At 44.1% G+C, this 18,283-nt stretch carries 16 protein-coding genes; 2 read left to right on the top strand and 14 right to left on the bottom strand.

Features of this window, described 5'->3' with window-relative positions; all coding sequences use genetic code 11:
• Positions 1-12: 12 nt before the first annotated feature.
• The 10 genes from ACQ76V_RS08815 to ACQ76V_RS08770 form a co-directional block, all read right to left on the bottom strand.
• Positions 13-1,023, bottom strand: coding sequence for a universal stress protein (locus tag ACQ76V_RS08815; RefSeq protein ID WP_441000118.1), 1,011 nt, complete (start codon positions 1,021-1,023; stop codon positions 13-15).
• Positions 992-1,657 (bottom strand): potassium channel family protein, encoded by a 666-nt coding sequence (locus tag ACQ76V_RS08810; protein WP_441000117.1) that lies wholly within the window; start codon positions 1,655-1,657, stop codon positions 992-994. Before ACQ76V_RS08810 ends, ACQ76V_RS08815 begins: the two co-directional genes overlap by 32 nt.
• Positions 1,658-1,806: 149 nt before the next feature.
• Positions 1,807-2,541, bottom strand: a complete 735-nt coding sequence (locus tag ACQ76V_RS08805; protein WP_441000116.1) for a TorF family putative porin — start codon at positions 2,539-2,541, stop codon at positions 1,807-1,809.
• A gap of 99 nt (positions 2,542-2,640) precedes the next feature.
• On the bottom strand, positions 2,641-3,222 hold the full coding sequence (locus ACQ76V_RS08800) for a potassium-transporting ATPase subunit C (protein ID WP_441000115.1): 582 nt from the start codon (positions 3,220-3,222) through the stop codon (positions 2,641-2,643).
• Between the two features lie 68 nt (positions 3,223-3,290).
• On the bottom strand, positions 3,291-5,324 hold the full coding sequence (gene kdpB / locus ACQ76V_RS08795) for a potassium-transporting ATPase subunit KdpB (RefSeq protein WP_441000114.1): 2,034 nt from the start codon (positions 5,322-5,324) through the stop codon (positions 3,291-3,293).
• A 21-nt stretch (positions 5,325-5,345) separates the two neighbouring features.
• Positions 5,346-6,968, bottom strand: a complete 1,623-nt coding sequence (gene kdpA, locus ACQ76V_RS08790; RefSeq protein WP_441000160.1) for a potassium-transporting ATPase subunit KdpA — start codon at positions 6,966-6,968, stop codon at positions 5,346-5,348.
• Between the two features lie 116 nt (positions 6,969-7,084).
• Positions 7,085-7,159 (bottom strand): K(+)-transporting ATPase subunit F, encoded by a 75-nt coding sequence (kdpF, locus tag ACQ76V_RS08785; protein WP_441000159.1) that lies wholly within the window; start codon positions 7,157-7,159, stop codon positions 7,085-7,087.
• A gap of 1,085 nt (positions 7,160-8,244) precedes the next feature.
• Positions 8,245-8,457 (bottom strand): NAD-binding protein, encoded by a 213-nt coding sequence (locus ACQ76V_RS08780; protein ID WP_441000113.1) that lies wholly within the window; start codon positions 8,455-8,457, stop codon positions 8,245-8,247.
• A gap of 91 nt (positions 8,458-8,548) precedes the next feature.
• Positions 8,549-9,235, bottom strand: a complete 687-nt coding sequence (locus ACQ76V_RS08775; RefSeq protein ID WP_441000112.1) for a potassium channel family protein — start codon at positions 9,233-9,235, stop codon at positions 8,549-8,551.
• A gap of 25 nt (positions 9,236-9,260) precedes the next feature.
• Complete coding sequence (locus tag ACQ76V_RS08770) at positions 9,261-10,829, bottom strand: TrkH family potassium uptake protein (RefSeq protein ID WP_441000111.1); 1,569 nt, start codon at positions 10,827-10,829, stop codon at positions 9,261-9,263.
• Positions 10,830-11,335: 506 nt separating this feature from the next.
• Here ACQ76V_RS08770 and ACQ76V_RS08765 point away from each other — a divergent pair.
• A complete protein-coding gene (locus tag ACQ76V_RS08765) occupies positions 11,336-12,367 on the top strand; it encodes a sodium:calcium antiporter (protein WP_441000110.1) in 1,032 nt (343 codons plus the stop codon).
• A 14-nt stretch (positions 12,368-12,381) separates the two neighbouring features.
• On the opposite strand, the gene ACQ76V_RS08760 is transcribed toward ACQ76V_RS08765, so the two are convergent.
• Entirely contained in the window at positions 12,382-13,143 is a 762-nt protein-coding gene (locus ACQ76V_RS08760; RefSeq protein WP_441000109.1) for an InlB B-repeat-containing protein, read from the bottom strand.
• Between the two features lie 525 nt (positions 13,144-13,668).
• Here ACQ76V_RS08760 and ACQ76V_RS08755 point away from each other — a divergent pair.
• Positions 13,669-14,463: a hypothetical protein gene (locus ACQ76V_RS08755; RefSeq protein ID WP_441000108.1), complete on the top strand. Its 795-nt coding sequence runs from the start codon at positions 13,669-13,671 to the stop codon at positions 14,461-14,463.
• An 18-nt stretch (positions 14,464-14,481) separates the two neighbouring features.
• Here the strand turns inward: ACQ76V_RS08755 and ACQ76V_RS08750 are convergent, their stop codons facing one another.
• The 3 genes from ACQ76V_RS08750 to ACQ76V_RS08740 form a co-directional block, all read right to left on the bottom strand.
• On the bottom strand, positions 14,482-15,177 hold the full coding sequence (locus tag ACQ76V_RS08750) for an MliC family protein (RefSeq protein WP_441000107.1): 696 nt from the start codon (positions 15,175-15,177) through the stop codon (positions 14,482-14,484).
• 166 nt (positions 15,178-15,343) lie between these two features.
• The gene (locus ACQ76V_RS08745; RefSeq protein ID WP_441000106.1) at positions 15,344-15,757 is read right to left on the bottom strand and encodes a DoxX family protein; all 414 of its coding nucleotides are present in this window, start codon (positions 15,755-15,757) and stop codon (positions 15,344-15,346) included.
• A gap of 1,068 nt (positions 15,758-16,825) precedes the next feature.
• A complete protein-coding gene (locus ACQ76V_RS08740; RefSeq protein WP_441000105.1) occupies positions 16,826-18,193 on the bottom strand; it encodes a serine hydrolase domain-containing protein in 1,368 nt (455 codons plus the stop codon).
• Positions 18,194-18,283 lie beyond the last annotated feature (90 nt).

Genomic DNA, 18,283 nt, shown 5'->3' with positions numbered 1-18,283 from the left:
TTTTGATGACGACTATATCCAGTATTCTCTAAAATAATTAAACAACTTACTACCCCATTTTGCAGGCCGTGCTCTTTCCGGACGGGATAAAAATATAGGTTTTGGTAGGGCCTTCGTAATTACATTTGGGCGGTCAACCAAAAATGCTTTTTTGACCCAGTGCTCCTTTCGGGTTCCCAATAGGATGCAATCGGCGTCTTCAGCCTGTTCTTTGAGTATTTTTCTCAACACTCCGTCCTCGAGTTCAGTCGCCAAAATATGGCGGAGCGATATTTCCCCCTCAAATCCCGGATTCTTACGCTTAAATGTTCGCAGTTCTTTGTTTAAAGAATGGATATATTCGTTAATGCCGGTTTCCCAGGGACCTCCCTTAAATGAGTGAAATAACACAACCCCTTCCTGTCTTCCATGCAATAGGAAAGAGGCATGTTCCAGTACCGGCTCAACCAAAGAGAGTTCATCCACCATCACCACTATCTTTCTGAACGTTGATTGTATGTGAGGCTCACCAATCAGGATATTTCCCTCAACATTCGTACAGATTCGATCCACAGCAGCCGCATCAATTAGATTTTGCTCATCTTCATTAGGAACGCCCCATCCCATTACCAAAAGAGAGGCTTGTTGCTCTTGGGCAGTATGGATTATGGCATCGGGAATGTTGCTCGAAATCCGTATTAATAATTCTGCTTCCAGGCCGGCTGCACGAACACGCTGCAAGCCCTCCAGCAACAGTGATTTTGCATTATCCAACCTGGCTTCTTCAACTTCATTTGTTTGATGCAAAATGGGAAGTACATGCAAAAGTAGTAATCTCCCGCGATGCCTGTAGCACGCCTTAATGGCTGGCGGGAGCAACGCCTTAAAAGAATCTGGATTACTAATAGGAATTAGTATGGTATACCCGGTGGAGTCAGTTTTCTTTTTTTCCTCTGAATATGCTAATTTTGCCTTTAGGGTATTTCGATTCAGCGTTTGAATGTTAAACAAATTATTGTCTTTGGACTGTTCTGAAGATTCCATTGCTGATTCCCTGTTTTGATAGTATAGTTACACTGTCACCGATTTCAAATTGCGTATCACCACGGGGTATAATCAATTCCCCTTTCCTGTAAATAGCCACTATAATGTCGTGATCGGTGATTATCCCACATTCCAAGGCATCCACAATCGTTTTGCCAACCAGGGAAGAATGTTTGTCCAGTTTGATTTCTGTAAGTTCAGCCCCACCGCGAAGCTGTATAATATCTCTCATGCTCGGTTCCTGGGCATTTCGATACAAATATTCCCCCAGCAAACGGTGGGGATCAGCAACAACATCAACGGTCAGGTTGCGTAACAATGCTACATGATTGGGGTCGCTTACTGAGCTGATCAATCGTGGAACACCATACTGGCGGCCAATCAATATCGTTGTCAGATTGACGGCGTCATCATTTGTTGTGGTAATCAAAGCATCGGCTTCTGCGATGCCGGCCTGTTTGAGAACCCCGTCATTTGTTGCCTTGTCATATACAACGCGGCACTCAAAATCTTTTACCGCCTTTCGGGCAGTTTGTTCATCATCTTCAACAACAACCACATCGTGATGATCACGTACAGCAAGTTCAACAATACGCTGGCCTATACTTCCGGCACCTATAATGATCAGATTCATATTTCAAAAGTGAATAACTTAATTTTAAATCCAGTGCCAAGGTCAAGATCCAGCATCTTCAACATAATCCCCTGACGAAAATTCCAAAGGCATCCACCCTTCAACTTATTTTGACAAGGCGGATACTTGGGGTAGAGTAATGTATCTCGTTACAGGCTCAGCCCGAATACCAGGTAGGACTGTTCGGCGTAGGGATTCAGGATGTAGCCGCCAAAGATCGGCAGGCTGAATTTTTCCGTGATTTCGATCTCTCGTGATACCGAAAGATTTATATTTATGAGACCCGCTTTTGTTGTGCCGTAGTAAGCTGATTCGGTCGGCACGCCCCCCGCGGTCACCGACATCTCCGTATCGCCCACCGTAAACGGCACGCTGGCTTCCAGGTAGATGGAGTGGTCGGGATCGTTATAGGCATTGATGGCACCGTAAAAAGTTAGGGGGAAACTTTCGGGTCCCGTCAAGCTTACGTTGGGCTCGATAATGTGCGCACCGTCCCCGTTGTCGTCAAAATTGAAGAATTCCGAACCGGTGGGGAAATAATAGTCGGTTACTCCGACGGATACGTTCCCAAAGTTGTAACTCAGGTACAAGTCGTGCTCTGAGGCGCCTACCGCACTAACAGTGCTGTTTTCCACAGGACTGATCGCATACGACGCCCACGTGCCCGCGGTAAATCCACCGGAAGTAAATTCAATATACGGCTGAATGCTGGCAGACTTACCAAAGTCGATCCCGCGCCATACGTAACGATTCACAAAATCAGAGCCGAAATCGACCTGCTGCGCCGCTGCTTTCTGCGTAGGCATCAGGCTAAAGCCGGTTGTTGCGACAATCATTAGGGTTAAAAATAGCAACCACTTGTTCTTTGTTATTGAAATGCTCATAATAAAGTTCATTGTGTGTTTAGACTCTTATATGTTTAGGCACTTATTGAACCGGCGGCCGGTACCTCCAATACCACCGCCGGTTTTTTATGGACTATTCTATTGTTCGTTTCGTTGGCTATCCAGTTCATCCAGAGCGATATTGAGTCTCAATACGTGCACGCGCTCATTCGGACCCAGGAAACCAAGCAGAGGCCCTTCAATATGATTGTTCACAAGCTCGCGCAGGCGATCCTCGGAAATATCCCGCACCTTGCTTATTCGCGGAATCTGCATGTAGGCGGCCTGGGGGGAAAAATGCCGGTCCAGATCACTGCCGGAAGCCGTCACCATGTCGGTGGGGATATCCTCAGCAGTGATATCCGGATTTTGTGCCAGAATGGAATCAATGCGCGTCTGCACCGTTTCCAGGTAATCCGGATCAATAGGGCCTTTGTTTGAACCACCGGTTCCTGCGGCATCATATCCTCCGGGCCGGCTGTTAAAATATCGGTCGGATGTAAAGCGCTGACCGATTAGTTCGTAGCCTACTACTTCCCCGTTTACTTCCACTACTTCACCTCCACCACCATGGTTGGTACCCAGCATGGCTACTCCTTTGATGATAAAAGGATAAGCGAAAGCAAATAAGCCGAGGCAAACAATACTCAGCAAAAATGATTTTAAGAGTTCGTTCTTCATAATCTTGGTGATTTGATTCTAAATTTTCTTTAAACCTCCAAGGTTTAAAAGCCTTGGAGGTTTGTTATTTATACCAGGTTAATAAGGATGTCGATCAGTTTAATGCCCACGAAAGGCGCGATGATGCCGCCAAGCCCGTAGATAAAGAGATTTCGGGCCAGCAGCTTTGAAGCGCCAATCGGTTTATATTCCACGCCCCTCAGTGCCAACGGAATCAGCAGCGGAATGATAATAGCGTTAAAGATCACCGCCGAGAGTATCGCTGATTGTGGACTGGCCAGGTTCATAATATTCAGCGCCTGCAATTGCGGGAACGTCAGAATAAACAGGGCCGGGACAATGGCGAAATATTTGGCCACGTCGTTGGCTATGGAGAAGGTCGTCATCGTACCACGGGTGATCAGCAACTGCTTACCAATCTCGACCACCTCGATAAGCTTGGTTGGGTCGTTATCCAGATCCACCATGTTACCGGCCTCTTTGGCCGCCTGTGTACCGGTGTTCATCGCAACGCCAACATCGGCCTGCGCCAGTGCGGGCGCGTCATTGGTACCGTCACCCATCATGGCTACAAGCTTCCCATCCGCCTGTTCTTTTTTGATGTACTCGAGCTTGTCTTCGGGCGTCGCTTCGGCAATGAAGTCGTCCACCCCGGCCTTTTCAGCAATATATTCGGCCGTCAGCGGGTTATCGCCAGTCACCATTACGGTTTTAACCCCCATTTTGCGCAGGCGGGCAAACCGCTCTTCGATTCCTTTTTTGATGATATCCTCGAGCTGTATCACCCCGATGGCCTCCTTATTTTCGGCTACAACCAGCGGCGTACCCCCGTCAGACGATATTTCTTCCGCCTTCTCTTCCAGGGCATCCGGGAAATTATTTCCGGCCGATTCCACCAGGTCTTTCATAGCATCTACAGCACCTTTGCGAATTTCCGTACCGTCCGGCAGGTTGATTCCGCTGCTGCGTGTCTCGGCTGTAAACTTGATAAATTCAACCTCATCCTCGTCCGGCTCCGGAATAGGTTTATCCATCTCTTTGGCAAGTTCAATAATGGACTTTCCCTCCGGTGTAGTATCAGCCAACGAACTGACCACACACTGTTGGATAAAGTGATCCTCATCCACGCCGTTAACCGGATAAAAGTTAGTTGCTTTACGGTTCCCGATAGTAATCGTTCCCGTTTTATCAAGCAGCAGGGTATCGATATCACCGGCCGTTTCTACCGCCCGGCCCGACTTACTGATGATGTTGGCCTGCAGCGCCCGGTCCATACCGGCAATACCGATAGCTGAAAGCAGCCCACCAATAGTTGTGGGTATCAGGCAGACAAACAATGCGATCAGCGATGCGATCGCTATGGCTGTATTGGCATACATAGCAAATGGCTGCAGCGTAACCACGACAATCAGAAACACCAGTGTAAATCCGGCAAGCAGAATACCGAGGGCCAGCTCATTCGGTGTTTTTTGACGTTCGGCGCCTTCCACAAGTCCAATCATTTTGTCCAGGAATGATTCCCCGGGATCGGAGGTAACTTCCACCTTAATGCGGTCGGATAGTACTTTGGTACCACCCGTCACACCGGATTTATCACCGCCGGATTCACGGATCACGGGTGCAGATTCACCCGTAATAGCCGATTCGTCAATCGAAGCCAATCCTTCGATAATCTCACCATCGGCCGGAATTACGTCTCCTTCTTCGGCGACAAAAATATCGCCTTTTTTCAGTTCGGATGATTGGATGGTTTCCGTAGTACCATCTTCGTTAAGCCGTTTGGCAGGGGTTGTTTTCCGGGTTTTGCGCAGGGAGTCGGCCTGTGCTTTACCACGAGCTTCTGCCAGGGCTTCCGCAAAATTGGCGAAGAGAATAGTAAACAACAGGATTAAGAATATGGCAATATTATAGCCAAAACTTCCCTGGTCAACCATCCCAAAGAGAACCGCCAGGCTCACAAGCAGCATAATCGCCGCTCCCACTTCCACGGCAAACATCACCGGGTTACGGGCCATAACAGTAGGCTTTAGTTTTACAAAAGCCTCCTTCATGGCCGTCTTTACAAGTGCAGGTTCAAATAATTTAGGTCGTTGCTTCTTCATAATGATGTATTCCTAATTTGATTAATAGAGCATGAAATATTCACCGATCGGACCGAGTACCAGAGCCGGCAGAAACGCCAGGGCTGCGATAACTACAATCACTGCGAAAAGCACAACGCCGAAGGTTGCGGTGTCTGCCTTCAGTGTTCCCGCCGTTTCGGGGATAAATTGTTTGTTAGCCAGTAACCCCGCAATGGCAATGGGTCCGATGATAGGCACATAACGGCCCAGTAAGAGCGCAACACCCGTTGCAATATTCCACCAGGGCGTATTGTCACCGAGCCCCTCGAAGCCGGAGCCATTATTGGCCGTAGCCGAGGAGAACTCATACAACATCTCAGAATGGCCGTGGAAACCGGCATTGTTCAGCCAAGCCCAATCTGGATTATGGGTAATCAACCAAGCTGAAATGGCCGTACCAATCAGAATAACAGCGGGATGTAGCAAGACGACAATGGTAGCAATCTTCATCTCTTTGGCCTCTACCTTCTTACCTAAAAACTCTGGTGTTCGTCCCACCATCAGTCCGGCAATAAAGATGGCAACGATCACAAATACGTAGAAGTTGATAAAACCTACCCCCACGCCACCGTAATTCGCATTGATAAACATCCCCGTGAGTGTAGCCATGCCACCAAGCGGCATCAGGCTGTCATGCATGGAGTTGACCGAACCGTTGGAAGTAGATGTGGTAGCGGTAGCCCATAAGGCTGAAGCTGCCGGACCAAATCTCGTCTCAGTACCTTCCATGCTGCCCAGTTCCTGTGACACTCCCATTTGGGCAATGGCCGGGTTGCCTCCCATTTCACCATAGACAGCAGGCGTCGTTAAAGCCAAGTAGCCGACTGTCATTACAGCAAAGAATATCCAGGCCAACTTCTTTTTTTCCGTGTAATAGCCAAAGGCAAAGACCATAGCCATCGGAATAAGGAGAATTGCCATAGTTTCGATAATGTTGGTAAAATAGTTCGGGTTCTCAAAGGGAACCGAAGAGTTCGCTCCAAAAAATCCCCCACCGTTGGTACCCAACTGTTTAATGGCAATTTCGGCCGCGGCGGGACCTTTGGCGACGGTTTGCTGATGGCCTTCGAGCGTAGTGATGGTATCATAGCCTTCCCAGGTAACAGGTGAGCCGTTTAGTGCCAACAGCGAACCTACCACGATGGCAAGCGGCAGCAGAATATGGACGCAGCTTCGTACGAACAGCCGGTAGAAATTGCCGAGCTTTTCGCTTTGCTTGGTCTTGATCGCACGGAAAATAACGGCACAGGCAGCCATCCCAGTACCGGCACTTACAAACTGCATAAACGTAATGAAGCCGAGTTGCGACCAGTAGGTAAGTCCGGTTTCTCCGGAATAGTGCTGCAGGTTACAGTTCACCACAAAACTGATCACGGTATTGAAAGCAAGGTCCGGCGACATGTTGGGTATCTCAGCCGGATTCCAAAACCAGCCTTTTTGCGTCACCAACAACACCATACCCCATACAAACCACATCATGTTGATAGTGAGTAGGACTCCCAGATGTTGTTTCCAGTTCATTTCACGGTCCGGTGAAATGCGGCTAATTTTGTAAAAAAGCTTCTCCAACGGATTTAATGCCGGATCGAGTATGGTATGCTCCCCTCGATATACCCGGGCTATATACTTACCGAGCGGTATCGCCAGCAAGATCGTAAGCAGGTAGATAAAACCAATGCCTATTAGTTGCGTATCCATAGATAGTTTAGATTTAGATTAAAGAATGAATTTTTAATTAGTTAGAATTTCTCGGGGTGCAGAAGCACATAAAACAAGTACCCGAACATTGCGACTGATAAAAAAAGTAGTACCATCATGACGTTGTGGGTTTAGGGTTATATCTCAGCAAAAAAGTCGATGCTTTTAAACAGTCCCCAGAAAATTGCGAGACCGAATATGACAAGGGTAATCCAGAATGTGAGTGTCATACTTTTTCTTTTGTTTTGGTTCATGTTCACGCATATAGGTAGGAAAGAAGCGTGCCAGACCTTCAAGAAAAATTTTTAAAACCCCATAAGTCAATATATATCAGTAACTTACAGTCTCTTAAAATTATTTTCTAATTGTTATTACCCTTTCTAGAACCATTCAAAAAGAGAGGGTGGATTATCAATTTGAAAGGATGTAAGGAAATGTAGGGGGTGGTAATATTTAGGAAGTATGACGCTGAGATACGAAATGGTATAGTAGCAGGATATGGCTATACAGCAAGAAATATAATATGCTGGTGGTGTTACTCACTTAATAGTGAGAGGGGTTTACAAAAATTGCGAGTCAGCTAAGCAATCTTCCGACAAAAGCCTCTAAAAGGAGATCGCTGCACTCCGTTTGCGATGACAATAAGGTTTTGCAAAGACCCCTATGAAAAGAGTGATACAATCAAACTTTCACTATTGCACTGCCTGCTAATGTGGGGCTCACTTTAGTTAATAAATCCAAACCAGCACAAGACTTGTTTAGCAATTCGACTGATGCCCGTCGGTTCTACACGATCCACTTTGAATAGCAAAAGCCGGCAGATCTAATTCGCTGGGTTCTTTTTAATGCCGGGCTTTTGAGTCTGCTTAAAAGAGTAGGGTATGGAACTAAAACACAGGCTTGGCCGCTCTTTCCATGATCTCTATCTTCAGGGTACTGGCTAATTGCAATATCCATAGCTCATTAATCACAAACCGCATGTCCAGTCAACCATCAATTTTTTTATCCAAAAAATAATAGGAGGCTTAATTTTCAATTTGAGACATTAGGCTTCACCAAACCGCTAATCGGCTTTTGGGGCCGAACTGGCTGTGGTGATCGTACCGCCTAAATTTTGGGCAGCTTGCATTTTTGGATTGATAACATCTGCAACACCAATTTTATGAATAATCTTTTCTTATCGTTCCGATCCGACGGTCACCTAAATTTGTTTTACTCCACTATCTTGAAGTTCTAAAGCAATAAATTCTGCATCCTGAAAATGTTCTTCGCCAATAGAAATTATAACTACATCGGCATCAGTCACCCCACGTTTATGAAGCAAGTGGGCTTTTGTTGCATCAAAGCTGACCGCCTCGTCCACCTCATCTTTTATTCGCTCAACATTCTCCATATCCTGATCCACTGCAATCACATATAGACCGTTTGAGGTAACAGCGTGGCTAAGGAGTACCCAAATGTCCCTAATCCTATTACTTCATATTTATGTTTGGCATTAAAGGTGGTTACCGGGTTTTAAATGTTTGAATGATATCTTTTCCTATTCCTTCTTTTGATAACACCGTGACCGTATCTCCCGCCTCGAAGGTAGTATTTCCACGGGGAATAATCAGTTCGCCGTCCCTGTAAACAGCTACAATGATGAGATCATCTGCTATCTTTTCGGATTCAAGTGCTTCCAGAATAGTCAGGCCAATCAGTGAAGATTCTTCGGAAAGCTCGATTTCAACGATTTCTGCTCCCCCATCCAGACGCATAAAATCCTTGATGCCCGGTCGCTGTACCGTTCTATAGAGATATTCTCCGTTCAGTCGGTGAGGACTTTCTACAAAATCGATATCCAATTCGTCAAATAAACTAATATGGTCCGGTTCTCTTACTGAACTCAACAACCGGGGAACACCATACCGCCGTCCCAGCATCATCATCATAAGGTTGGTAGAATCATCATTCGTCGTTGTAATTAACGCATCCGCTTTTGTTATTCCTGCCTCTTCCAGTACATCCATCTTCGAGGCATCGTCATTAATAATCAGGCAATCATATTTTGAACCTGTCAATTCAGCCAGGTCAGTATTTTTTTCTATCACAACGACTTCATGTCCGTCTTGGGTTGCCAGTTCAATGACTCGGCTTCCTATGCGTCCGGCCCCCACTACAATGAGGTACATTATGTTATCTGTTTTAGTCATAATTATTTAATTAAAGTGTTTATGATTAAATCTTTGTTTGTATAAACAGTGAGCGGAGCATAATCAGTATCGGGATGAGCTCCAGACGTCCCACCAGCATTTGAATAATATAGGTCACTTCGATTATTGGGTCCATGGAAGGGCTGGTCAGACCACTGGACAGCCCCACCGTTCCCTGGGCGGAAACTGATTCAAAAATAGCATCGATCAGTTGAAAGTCCGTGCCCATGAAGGTAGCGCTGATAAGGATGCCCCCTAACAAGACCACCAAATACAACATGGAGAACACATAAGCTTCCATCAAATCATCAGAAATTTCTTTATAGGGATATCGTTTTGTACCGATATCTAAGGTGATTATGCTTCGAGTAGGCTGAACAACTTGCTTTAGTCGCCAGATAAACCCTTTTCCCATGAAATAGGCCCGGAAAATCTTGATTCCTCCTACCGTAGCTCCCGTTGATCCACCAATAATCATGGGGATCGTAGCCATTAATAGGGTGGCATAAACCGGCCAAGTGCCCAGATCTACCGTTTGCCAACCAGTGGTCGTCAAAGCACTGACAAATTGGAAAATCCCCTCTCTGAATGATTGAGAAAAAGAAAATGAGCTCATCAACATTATAATTAGCACCGTAGAACCAACAATGTTCAGCAAGATAAGCCAGCGCCCCTGGTAATCTAACCACAGCTCTTTTAAACTGCCTTCCTCATAAATTTTATAATAAAGAGGTATAGAGATAGCTCCGAGGATCATCGGCAGCAGGTAGATCATTTCCATGGCATAGGATCCATAGCCGGAAATGCTGTCATCAAAGGTGCTGAACCCGCCCGTCGATTGACCGGTCATAGCATGATTTACAGCCTCAAAGAGGTTTTGCAAAAGATTATAATCAGGAAATACCAGCCAAGTGCCTATAAAAATGTACAATGCCGACAGGGATGTTACAGTTAAATAAACCTTCCAAATAGCGCGTGTGGTCTGCCTGATATTGGGCCGTATCTTTTGGCCGCTGGCCTCAATATTATATAGAGCCAGACCGTGCATACCTCCCGACTGACCCAAAACCGCCAATGAAAGTACGATCATTCCGGCTCCCCCAAGCCATTGCGCAAACGAACGGTAGAATAGCAGTCCATATCCCACTGACGGTTCGTGAACGCTCATCGTCAGGCCGGTGGTGGTATAGGAGCTCACGCTTTCAAACAGGGCATGCAGAAAACTTTTAAAATTGTATAAGCTGGAAGTATAGGTTTCTCCGGCCGGTACAAACGACTGGGCTACTTCTACCGGAGTGATATGAGCTGCAATAAAAAAGGGAAGAGCTCCGAAGAACGAAGTCACCATCCAGGCAGCTGCCGCCGTTATCATCGCCTGGCTCTGACCGTTGCTCTCTGCCTTTTTATTTATTTGATAGGCAATAACTCCAAAAAGAGTAGTAATAACTGAGCTGATTCCAAAAGAGAAGGCCGAATAGGTTTCGCCATATAAAACGGAAACCACTCCGGGAATTAGTAAGATGGGACCGATTAATAACTGAATACCGCCAACATCTCTAACAACGGTTCTAAATTTACTTTCTTCAGTGTTCATATAATGGGGATTATTAAATCTTATTCGCTGTATTTCTATCGGTTAGAAAGGAGATTATTCAAACATTTCACAAGAGTTGTCGACATCGCACCTCTATAGTTTTCACGGATTCCATATAACCTTTTCTTTATCGTTACAATTGCTTTCGTGACTTACGACCGTCCATACTTTAAATACCGTGCCACCAGTTCGAAGACAGATTGAAAAAAACGTGCCAACCCAAAATGGAGCACAAATAATATACTTATAAGTAATTGATAAACAATTATTTACATGACTTTTAATAGCGCAACGATTATTCTATTCTCATTTTATAATATATCATTTTAGGAGAGTATATTCTCAAAATGGGAGAAATATGCGTAAAGCAAATACCCATTTCTTTTTTGACAGCTACTGCTGCCTTCTAAGATATTACTCCTTTAAAGAAGGGGGGCTTTTATTTTTTTGATAATTATAATCTTCATTTATTGGGGCTTAAATAAATAACAAAGCGGGGACTGAAAATGGTACTCTCATTACTTTTATGGACAGGCGTAGCTGTAGTAGCCACAGGTATTTTATGGAAAGGAAGCGATTGGCTCGAGCACTCCAGCGAGGGATTATCAACCTACTACGAGCTGCCCGACATCGTACAGGGGGCGCTGATTGTCGCCATTGGATCCAGCTTCCCCGAACTGGCTACCGTTGTGCTTTCTACGATCTTGCATGGAGAGTTTGACCTGGGCGTAGCTGCTATTGTGGGGTCTGCAATTTTTAACATCCTCATTATTCCCGCCGCTGCTGGATTGGTTTCTAAAGAACCCCTGGAATCGAACAGGGACCTCGTATATAAAGAAGCTCAATTTTATATCATATCAGTAGCAGTATTGATGATTACCTTTTCTTTCGCCGCTATTTTTAATCCCATTAGCGCCTCAGAAGGTATCATTCTGGGAAAAATGGACCGGCCTCTGGCTTTGCTTCCCCTGTTGCTTTATGGCTTCTACATCTTTATTCAGTATCAGGATACGATGGATTATGTGCCCGAGCGCGACTCAAGTAACATCAATCCGCTAAAAGAATGGGGCATGCTTGTAGTTAGTTTGTCCGTAATCTTATTCGGGGTTGAGCTGTTGGTACGTTCGGCTATTGAATTTGGAAATATACTGGGCACACCTTCATTCCTCTGGGGAATATCAGTAGTAGCAGCCGGTACCAGTATCCCCGATGCCTTTGTGAGCATAAAGAAAGCTCAAAAGGGAGACTCTATCACCTCCATTGCAAATGTATTGGGCAGTAATATTTTTGACCTGCTCGTCTGCATCCCTATAGGAGTCCTCATCGCGGGCGCTGCAATAATCAACTTTTCAGTTGCCGCTTCGCTGATGGGGGCACTCACATTGGCCACACTGCTACTCTTTAGCTTTATGCGCACCCATATGATATTGGGCAGATGGGAATCGGCGACACTTATTTTCTGCTACTTTTTATTTCTGCTTTGGATGACCCTCGAAAACTTCGGGATTATTGATTCTATCCCTTCACTGCCGGCATAATTCAATACCATTACTTACTGTAAATTATAGTTGATGAGCAAGCTCCCCGATGTGCTTTCACTCACAGTATGGGTGGTTTCATTTCGCATATCAACCTCAAACGATCCGGATTCGTCAGTGAGTACTAAATCACCTTCAATTTTAGAATCATTCACAATCTCCCAATCCAGTTTTAAGTCCCCCCCACTGGCAACCTGGTACTGTAATGTCCATTCGGCCTGTCGGTCTATATTATTACGGAAGTCTTTGTATAAATCCAGATCATCAATTTCAAAATAGGCGGAAAGAGCTCCTTCAGGTGGGGGTGGGGGCGCTTCCTGATCTACCTCATCATCAAACCCATCACTGCCCCGGCTTGACTGTCCAAATCTGAGATTAACCGTATCTTCGGTACTAATAGCAAACAGCTGTACCGTATATACCGACCGCAAATCATCGAAATTAGCCGTTAACTCTGTATCTCCCGTGATAGTAACTGTTACTGGGTTATTCTCGGAAGAGACATCACCCGTCCACTCTCGAAATGAAAATCCCTCGTTTGCCGTAGCTTCAACCGTCACCTCCGTGTTGTCCTCAAATGTCCCACTGGAGGGATTTACCGTTCCGCCATCGGACGGACTTTTTAACACTGACAAGTCATACTCAACCGGTTCCGGATCATTATTATTCCCATTGTCGTTACCACTATTGTCAGGCCCCGTTCCCCCACCGGAACCGCATCCCCATAAAGTGATTGAAAATATTATCAGCACACAAACTTTCTTACATAATCGCATTTTAAACTCTCTTTTTCTGGACGCTTTTCTGTGACCTTTAGTCCTTTTCAAGAAAACATTTTAATTTTTAAATCAAAATTGTTTTATACGAAACCATAGGTCACTAATAGCAGAAAACTATCATCAGGTTATGTACATATTCAAGAGAGCACTTATCACTTTATCCGGAGCTATACTTCTTTTTTCAATACCTGCAAAAGCTCAAGAAGATAGGCAGGGCCCCAAATTGCACAGTAAAAAACCCTGAAATTACCTACTTGATTAGTGCCTGCTGTGATGAAGAAGCACTCCGTGTTATAAAAGAAGAAGCTGAATTTGAGTCTTACTGTCATAACACGCTATAGTGTTTGTAGCTATGTAAAAAATCAAATTCACTTTTTTTGTCAAAAAAACTACCCAACATTCTCTAATACCTTTCCTATAATGGGATTAGGCCTATCTTGAGAGTTACCTTCCCGAATAGTGCATTTGTATTATAAATTGTTTTAATTAGTAGTATAACTTCATAAAAATCAGGGGGCTGACATGAAGAAACTACTCTTATCTTTTGCACTGTGTTTGGTCTTTTTCGCATCTTCAATGGGACAATCACAGGATGGTCATTATAAAAAGATTGACTATCTGCAGGTTAACCAAACTCAACTCGATCGATTTTTAAAAGTTGCTGACAGAGATCTTGTATCTGGGTTTTCGTCTCTTCTTGAGAACGATGACGTAGTGGGCTGGTATCTATACAAGATAAAATATCCCGGTGGTGAGAAAAGCAATTATAACTTTGTAAGTATTACCATTTCTTCTTCGATAAATCGCTTAGGGGATTATTTTTCTGAAAGCAATGCACCAGGCTTTGTGCCTTCTTCAACATCCAAAGGGGGCACAGAGCAGCTTTCCAAACTGGCCACACTCATTAAGTCGGAGATTTGGCGGATCGAAAATAGCGCTTATGCCGATACGGGTTCCTCCCCAAGCCGATACGTCTCAATGGATTACATGAAGGTGGCATCAGGCAAAAATCCCGACTACCTGATGCTGGAGGATGAAATTGCAAAACCCATCCACTTGGAACGCATTGAGCGGGGACGAATGGCGGGCTGGCAGGTGCATTCACTCATTTTACCCTCGGGATTGAATTACGGATATAATTTTGCTACCGGCAACTACTTTGATGAGCTGGAACATTTTGAATTTGGTTTTAATGAGGAGATAATCAGGCAGACCATGGGTAAAAATAGCAATGTGCCTGAGCTTTTTGATACTATTTATAATACCCGTGACTTGGTTAAGGTAGAACTCTGGGAAATTGTTAACTATCTACAATAAACCATCGGGCAAAAAAGGTTATTGCAGATACCGCCCACATCCTCTGTATGTTTCGCCATCAATGGATACGGTTACCGTTTGAGGAAAATCAAATCCACTCATGCTATCGGTACAGGGAGTTTCTGCAATTACAAATTTCAATACGTGCTGAGCATCTTTGGCCTGATAGACCGTTCGTTTTCCCTGAATATCCGTATCGGGTGTGGGAGTCTTAACTGTTATAGTATCCTGTCCATAGTTCCCCACGTATTTAAGTTGACCCTTATTTTGAAGCTCTAAAAACCAGCCGGGCTCCTGTCCCAGTGCCCGAAAATCGACCCCGCGGAGCTTTGCCGCCGCCCACGAACGTTCTTCGGGGACCGACTGGCAGGTCATAAATGATCCTTTGGGCTTTTGCAGGATGGCTTCGTTTCCTTTGCTCCAATATAGGTATTTGCCGCCTTCGTACCGTGCTCCAGAAGCAGAACGCGTAGGCAGCACTTTTACAGAGGTATCTGCTAAAAAGAGCCAAGCACTATCGGATGTTACATGAGTGGTAAATTGCAGGGAGTCGGCGCAATTATACACAAAAACCTGGTCGGTATTGATCGTATTAAATTCCGGAAGCTGGACGGGTTCTTTTCTTTCATCTTTTGGGATTTCCGCCTTATTCTGGCACCCTAAACCCATCGTGCATAGTAAAAAAATCAACCAATTTACTGCTATAAATCTCATTAATACTTTATACCATTTTCTAATTGAAGGATTTGCAAAAGATACTAAATAAAAGTTATCCGAATTTAGTACGACAAGCTGTATTCTTTAAAAAAGGCTCAAATATAAAAAAGGAGAGTATTGATAAATACTCTCCTTCTCTTAATTGTAAAAGGCTGTTTTAATATTAGTTGCTGTCGACCGAATATTTACCGGGACCAAGCAAGAATATTATTACAAACGCTACCAAGTATAATACCGGAAGCTCCATATCACCAAACCAATCACCTGCGGGCAGGTGTACAAAGAATACGGCTACTGCCATATTAATACTCAAAATTAATGACGCCAACCGTGTCCAAAATCCGGCTATGATCAACAATGCACAAATCCCCTCCGCGAATGCGGCTAAAATTAATGATGCCGTTGGGCCAATACCGAGCGGATCTAAAAATTGAAAATTACCGCCAAATACATTCATCAGCTTACCCCAGCCATGCCCATATAGCATAAAGAAGGCGATCAAAATTCTAAAAATAGCTGCTGATGTACCGGCATCTATAAATTCACCTAACTTGGAAGAACGTAATCGATCTAACATAATACCCCTACTTTTTTATTTAGAGTTACTTTCTTATTAAAAGACTTAATATTGAATTATGCCAATTAATAAATCGCTACGCTAAAATAAATGCGAGTAAAGACCTTCTCGTTCCTTCGATGTACGGAATAAATATTTGATTACGATTTCTGAGCAAGCTTAACATAATACATTATCCAAGAGATAACCTTAAAACGTATTAATAGAATATCATCTCCATATTTGATGCAAATACCTTATTTGCATTCCTCTGACTTTTGTAACCAATTTTTTTACTTGCACAGCGCTTCCTATTTATCGTTTTATTATTGATGATATCCATCCGTGACAACCGCCGTAGGCATAATCTATTTGGTAAGTTCTTCGAGTTGCGCAACCTCCTCTTTCATCCTTACATTTTTTTACCACAAGTATCTTTTAAGGTTGGTCCTCTATTATAACAGTTAGTCGGTATTTACATTAAATGCTACGTAGGCCATAACCGTAGCAATGCTGATGTAATAATGGCTATAAAGACTATAAGATTCCATAGCCATTCCCGCATCGATAGCCCATCCCATCAAAAAAAGGACAAAGGGCTGTGCTCAACACCATCAATGAAAAAACAGGGAACGAACGGTCCCGATGATATCCGTACCAAAAAGTTCGGCCCACAATGCCGGTTTCACGGTACTATCCATCCCCATAGTGACGCCAACCAACATCAAATAAGCAAAGGCCGGCCAGCTTCTGGGCTGGAATTACGCAAAAACAAATCCGGCTCTAAACGGCAAAATATAGTAGGGGACGAAAAGAGAGATCAAAAAAGTTTGTCCAAGCAATACATAGCGGTTTTATCGTTGATAATTTGGGACAAATCGCGGAAAAATTGTCACAAAAGCGATAAACTATACACGGCTGTTTAGGAGCTATCGATTATAACCAGAACAAAACCCACAATTCCCCAATAGTATTTTCGTCTATTCTTTACTGACAAAAAGATAATCCCTCAAATATTGTTCATGAGACACCAGCTTTATAAAAAATGCCCGTCACTTTTAAAGTGCCGGGCATTTAATTAATCAAAAGCTATTCTTTTCGGGTAAACGAAAATGATCCGCCGCCCTGATACAGCATAAAGTGCTGGTACGCTCCGTTTTCCAACGAATCAAATTCCATGACCACCCCAGCTGGGTCAAAGCGAAACTTTGTTTCACTATTGGCCGTCAGTGGAAAAGCTTGCTGCCCTGTGGCCTGGGCTTTCAATACATCGCCCTCAATAAAAAGCTCCATATCCATCGGCAGCTGATCGGTAGCATAGGTGCCCACATATTTTTTCATTTGCTCCTTGCTCAGCGTTATCGTTTTTTCGTCAAAACTGGGAATTTTGAATTCATAACCTAAATAAATGCTTAATGCTCCAATCAAAATATCATTTAAGCTGTATTGTAAACCATTAGTCGTAATAGCAATAGTGACATCCTCTTCGGGAAAGTAGGAGAGGTGCGACTGAAATCCGTCAATGCCTCCATTATGACCAAAAGCATATCTATCATGAAAAGGAACCTTTGCAAGTCCTATTCCAAATCCTTGACCCGTTGAAGTCATTTTATCCAGAGACTGCTGAGATACCAACTTTCCATCAAATAGTGCTCGAATAAACGTAATCATCTCGCTGGTGGTAGATACGATGGCCCCGGCCCCGCCCGGAATGCTGAGAGCCGTTTCTCGAGCTGATCTCCATTGCTCTTCCTGATACTGATACGAAAACGCTTCATTTTTGGCTGGCTCAATACCATCACCATAGTGCGTATGTTCCAGATTAAGCGGTTTCGCAATACGGTTTTGCAACAGGTTTGCATAGCTTTGGCCGGTGATATCCTCCAGAATGAATTGCAGCAACACATAGTTTGTATTGCTATAGCTGGTTTGTGCGCCGGGTTCAAACTGGGGATCATCCTCATAAAATATCTGTAACAGATCCTCTTTTGACAGGGGCTCGGTCATCCAATCAGGATAATCTGGCGCATTCGTAAAGTTATACAATCCCGATTGGTGACGAAGCAAATGTTCAATAGTAATACTCTCCGATTGCGGTATTTGAGGATAAAAGTCGGCCAGCGAGGTTGATAAAGAAAGCTTATCCTCATCAACCAATTGCATGATCATCGTCGCCGTATAGGTTTTAGTAATAGAACCTATGCGATATTTCGTATCAGCATCGGGCCGAGTACCACGCTCAACATCTCTAAATCCCACAGCTTTTTGATACACCTTACTGCCAGCCGAATCAATGGTCAGCGATCCCATCATTTTATTTTCTTTATCCAACTTCTCCAGATAGGTATCCAGCTTCTGTTTATCAAATGTTGGCGATGATTGTCCCAATGCTACCGACTGCATCAGCGCAACTATCAACAATCCCAATAATACATTTTTAAATCGTTGCTCACTCATAGAATCCCTCATATTTCATTATGTATAACATCCCGGTTACGCACTATATAGTATAGTGTTTCGCCCATAATTATCAACAATTAATAACTT

It is taken from the genome of Fodinibius sp. SL11 (assembly GCF_052060035.1).
Taxonomy (GTDB): Bacteria; Bacteroidota; Rhodothermia; order Balneolales; family Balneolaceae; genus Fodinibius.
Note: the sequence above shows the minus strand (reverse complement) of the source record. Positions and strands in the feature narration are given on the sequence as shown.

Bases quoted from the DNA above. Each gene is read 5' to 3' on its own strand.
- ACQ76V_RS08815 (WP_441000118.1), bottom strand. From the start codon at position 1,023: ATGGAATCTTCAGAACAGTCCAAAGACAATAATTTGTTTAACATTCAA.
- ACQ76V_RS08810 (WP_441000117.1), bottom strand. From the start codon at position 1,657: ATGAATCTGATCATTATAGGTGCCGGAAGTATAGGCCAGCGTATTGTT.
- ACQ76V_RS08805 (WP_441000116.1), bottom strand. From the start codon at position 2,541: ATGAGCATTTCAATAACAAAGAACAAGTGGTTGCTATTTTTAACCCTA.
- ACQ76V_RS08800 (WP_441000115.1), bottom strand. From the start codon at position 3,222: ATGAAGAACGAACTCTTAAAATCATTTTTGCTGAGTATTGTTTGCCTC.
- kdpB (WP_441000114.1), bottom strand. From the start codon at position 5,324: ATGAAGAAGCAACGACCTAAATTATTTGAACCTGCACTTGTAAAGACG.
- ACQ76V_RS08775 (WP_441000112.1), bottom strand. From the start codon at position 9,235: ATGACTAAAACAGATAACATAATGTACCTCATTGTAGTGGGGGCCGGA.
- ACQ76V_RS08770 (WP_441000111.1), bottom strand. From the start codon at position 10,829: ATGAACACTGAAGAAAGTAAATTTAGAACCGTTGTTAGAGATGTTGGC.
- ACQ76V_RS08765 (WP_441000110.1), top strand. From the start codon at position 11,336: ATGGTACTCTCATTACTTTTATGGACAGGCGTAGCTGTAGTAGCCACA.
- ACQ76V_RS08760 (WP_441000109.1), bottom strand. From the start codon at position 13,143: ATGCGATTATGTAAGAAAGTTTGTGTGCTGATAATATTTTCAATCACT.
- ACQ76V_RS08755 (WP_441000108.1), top strand. From the start codon at position 13,669: ATGAAGAAACTACTCTTATCTTTTGCACTGTGTTTGGTCTTTTTCGCA.
- ACQ76V_RS08750 (WP_441000107.1), bottom strand. From the start codon at position 15,177: ATGAGATTTATAGCAGTAAATTGGTTGATTTTTTTACTATGCACGATG.
- ACQ76V_RS08745 (WP_441000106.1), bottom strand. From the start codon at position 15,757: ATGTTAGATCGATTACGTTCTTCCAAGTTAGGTGAATTTATAGATGCC.
- ACQ76V_RS08740 (WP_441000105.1), bottom strand. From the start codon at position 18,193: ATGAGTGAGCAACGATTTAAAAATGTATTATTGGGATTGTTGATAGTT.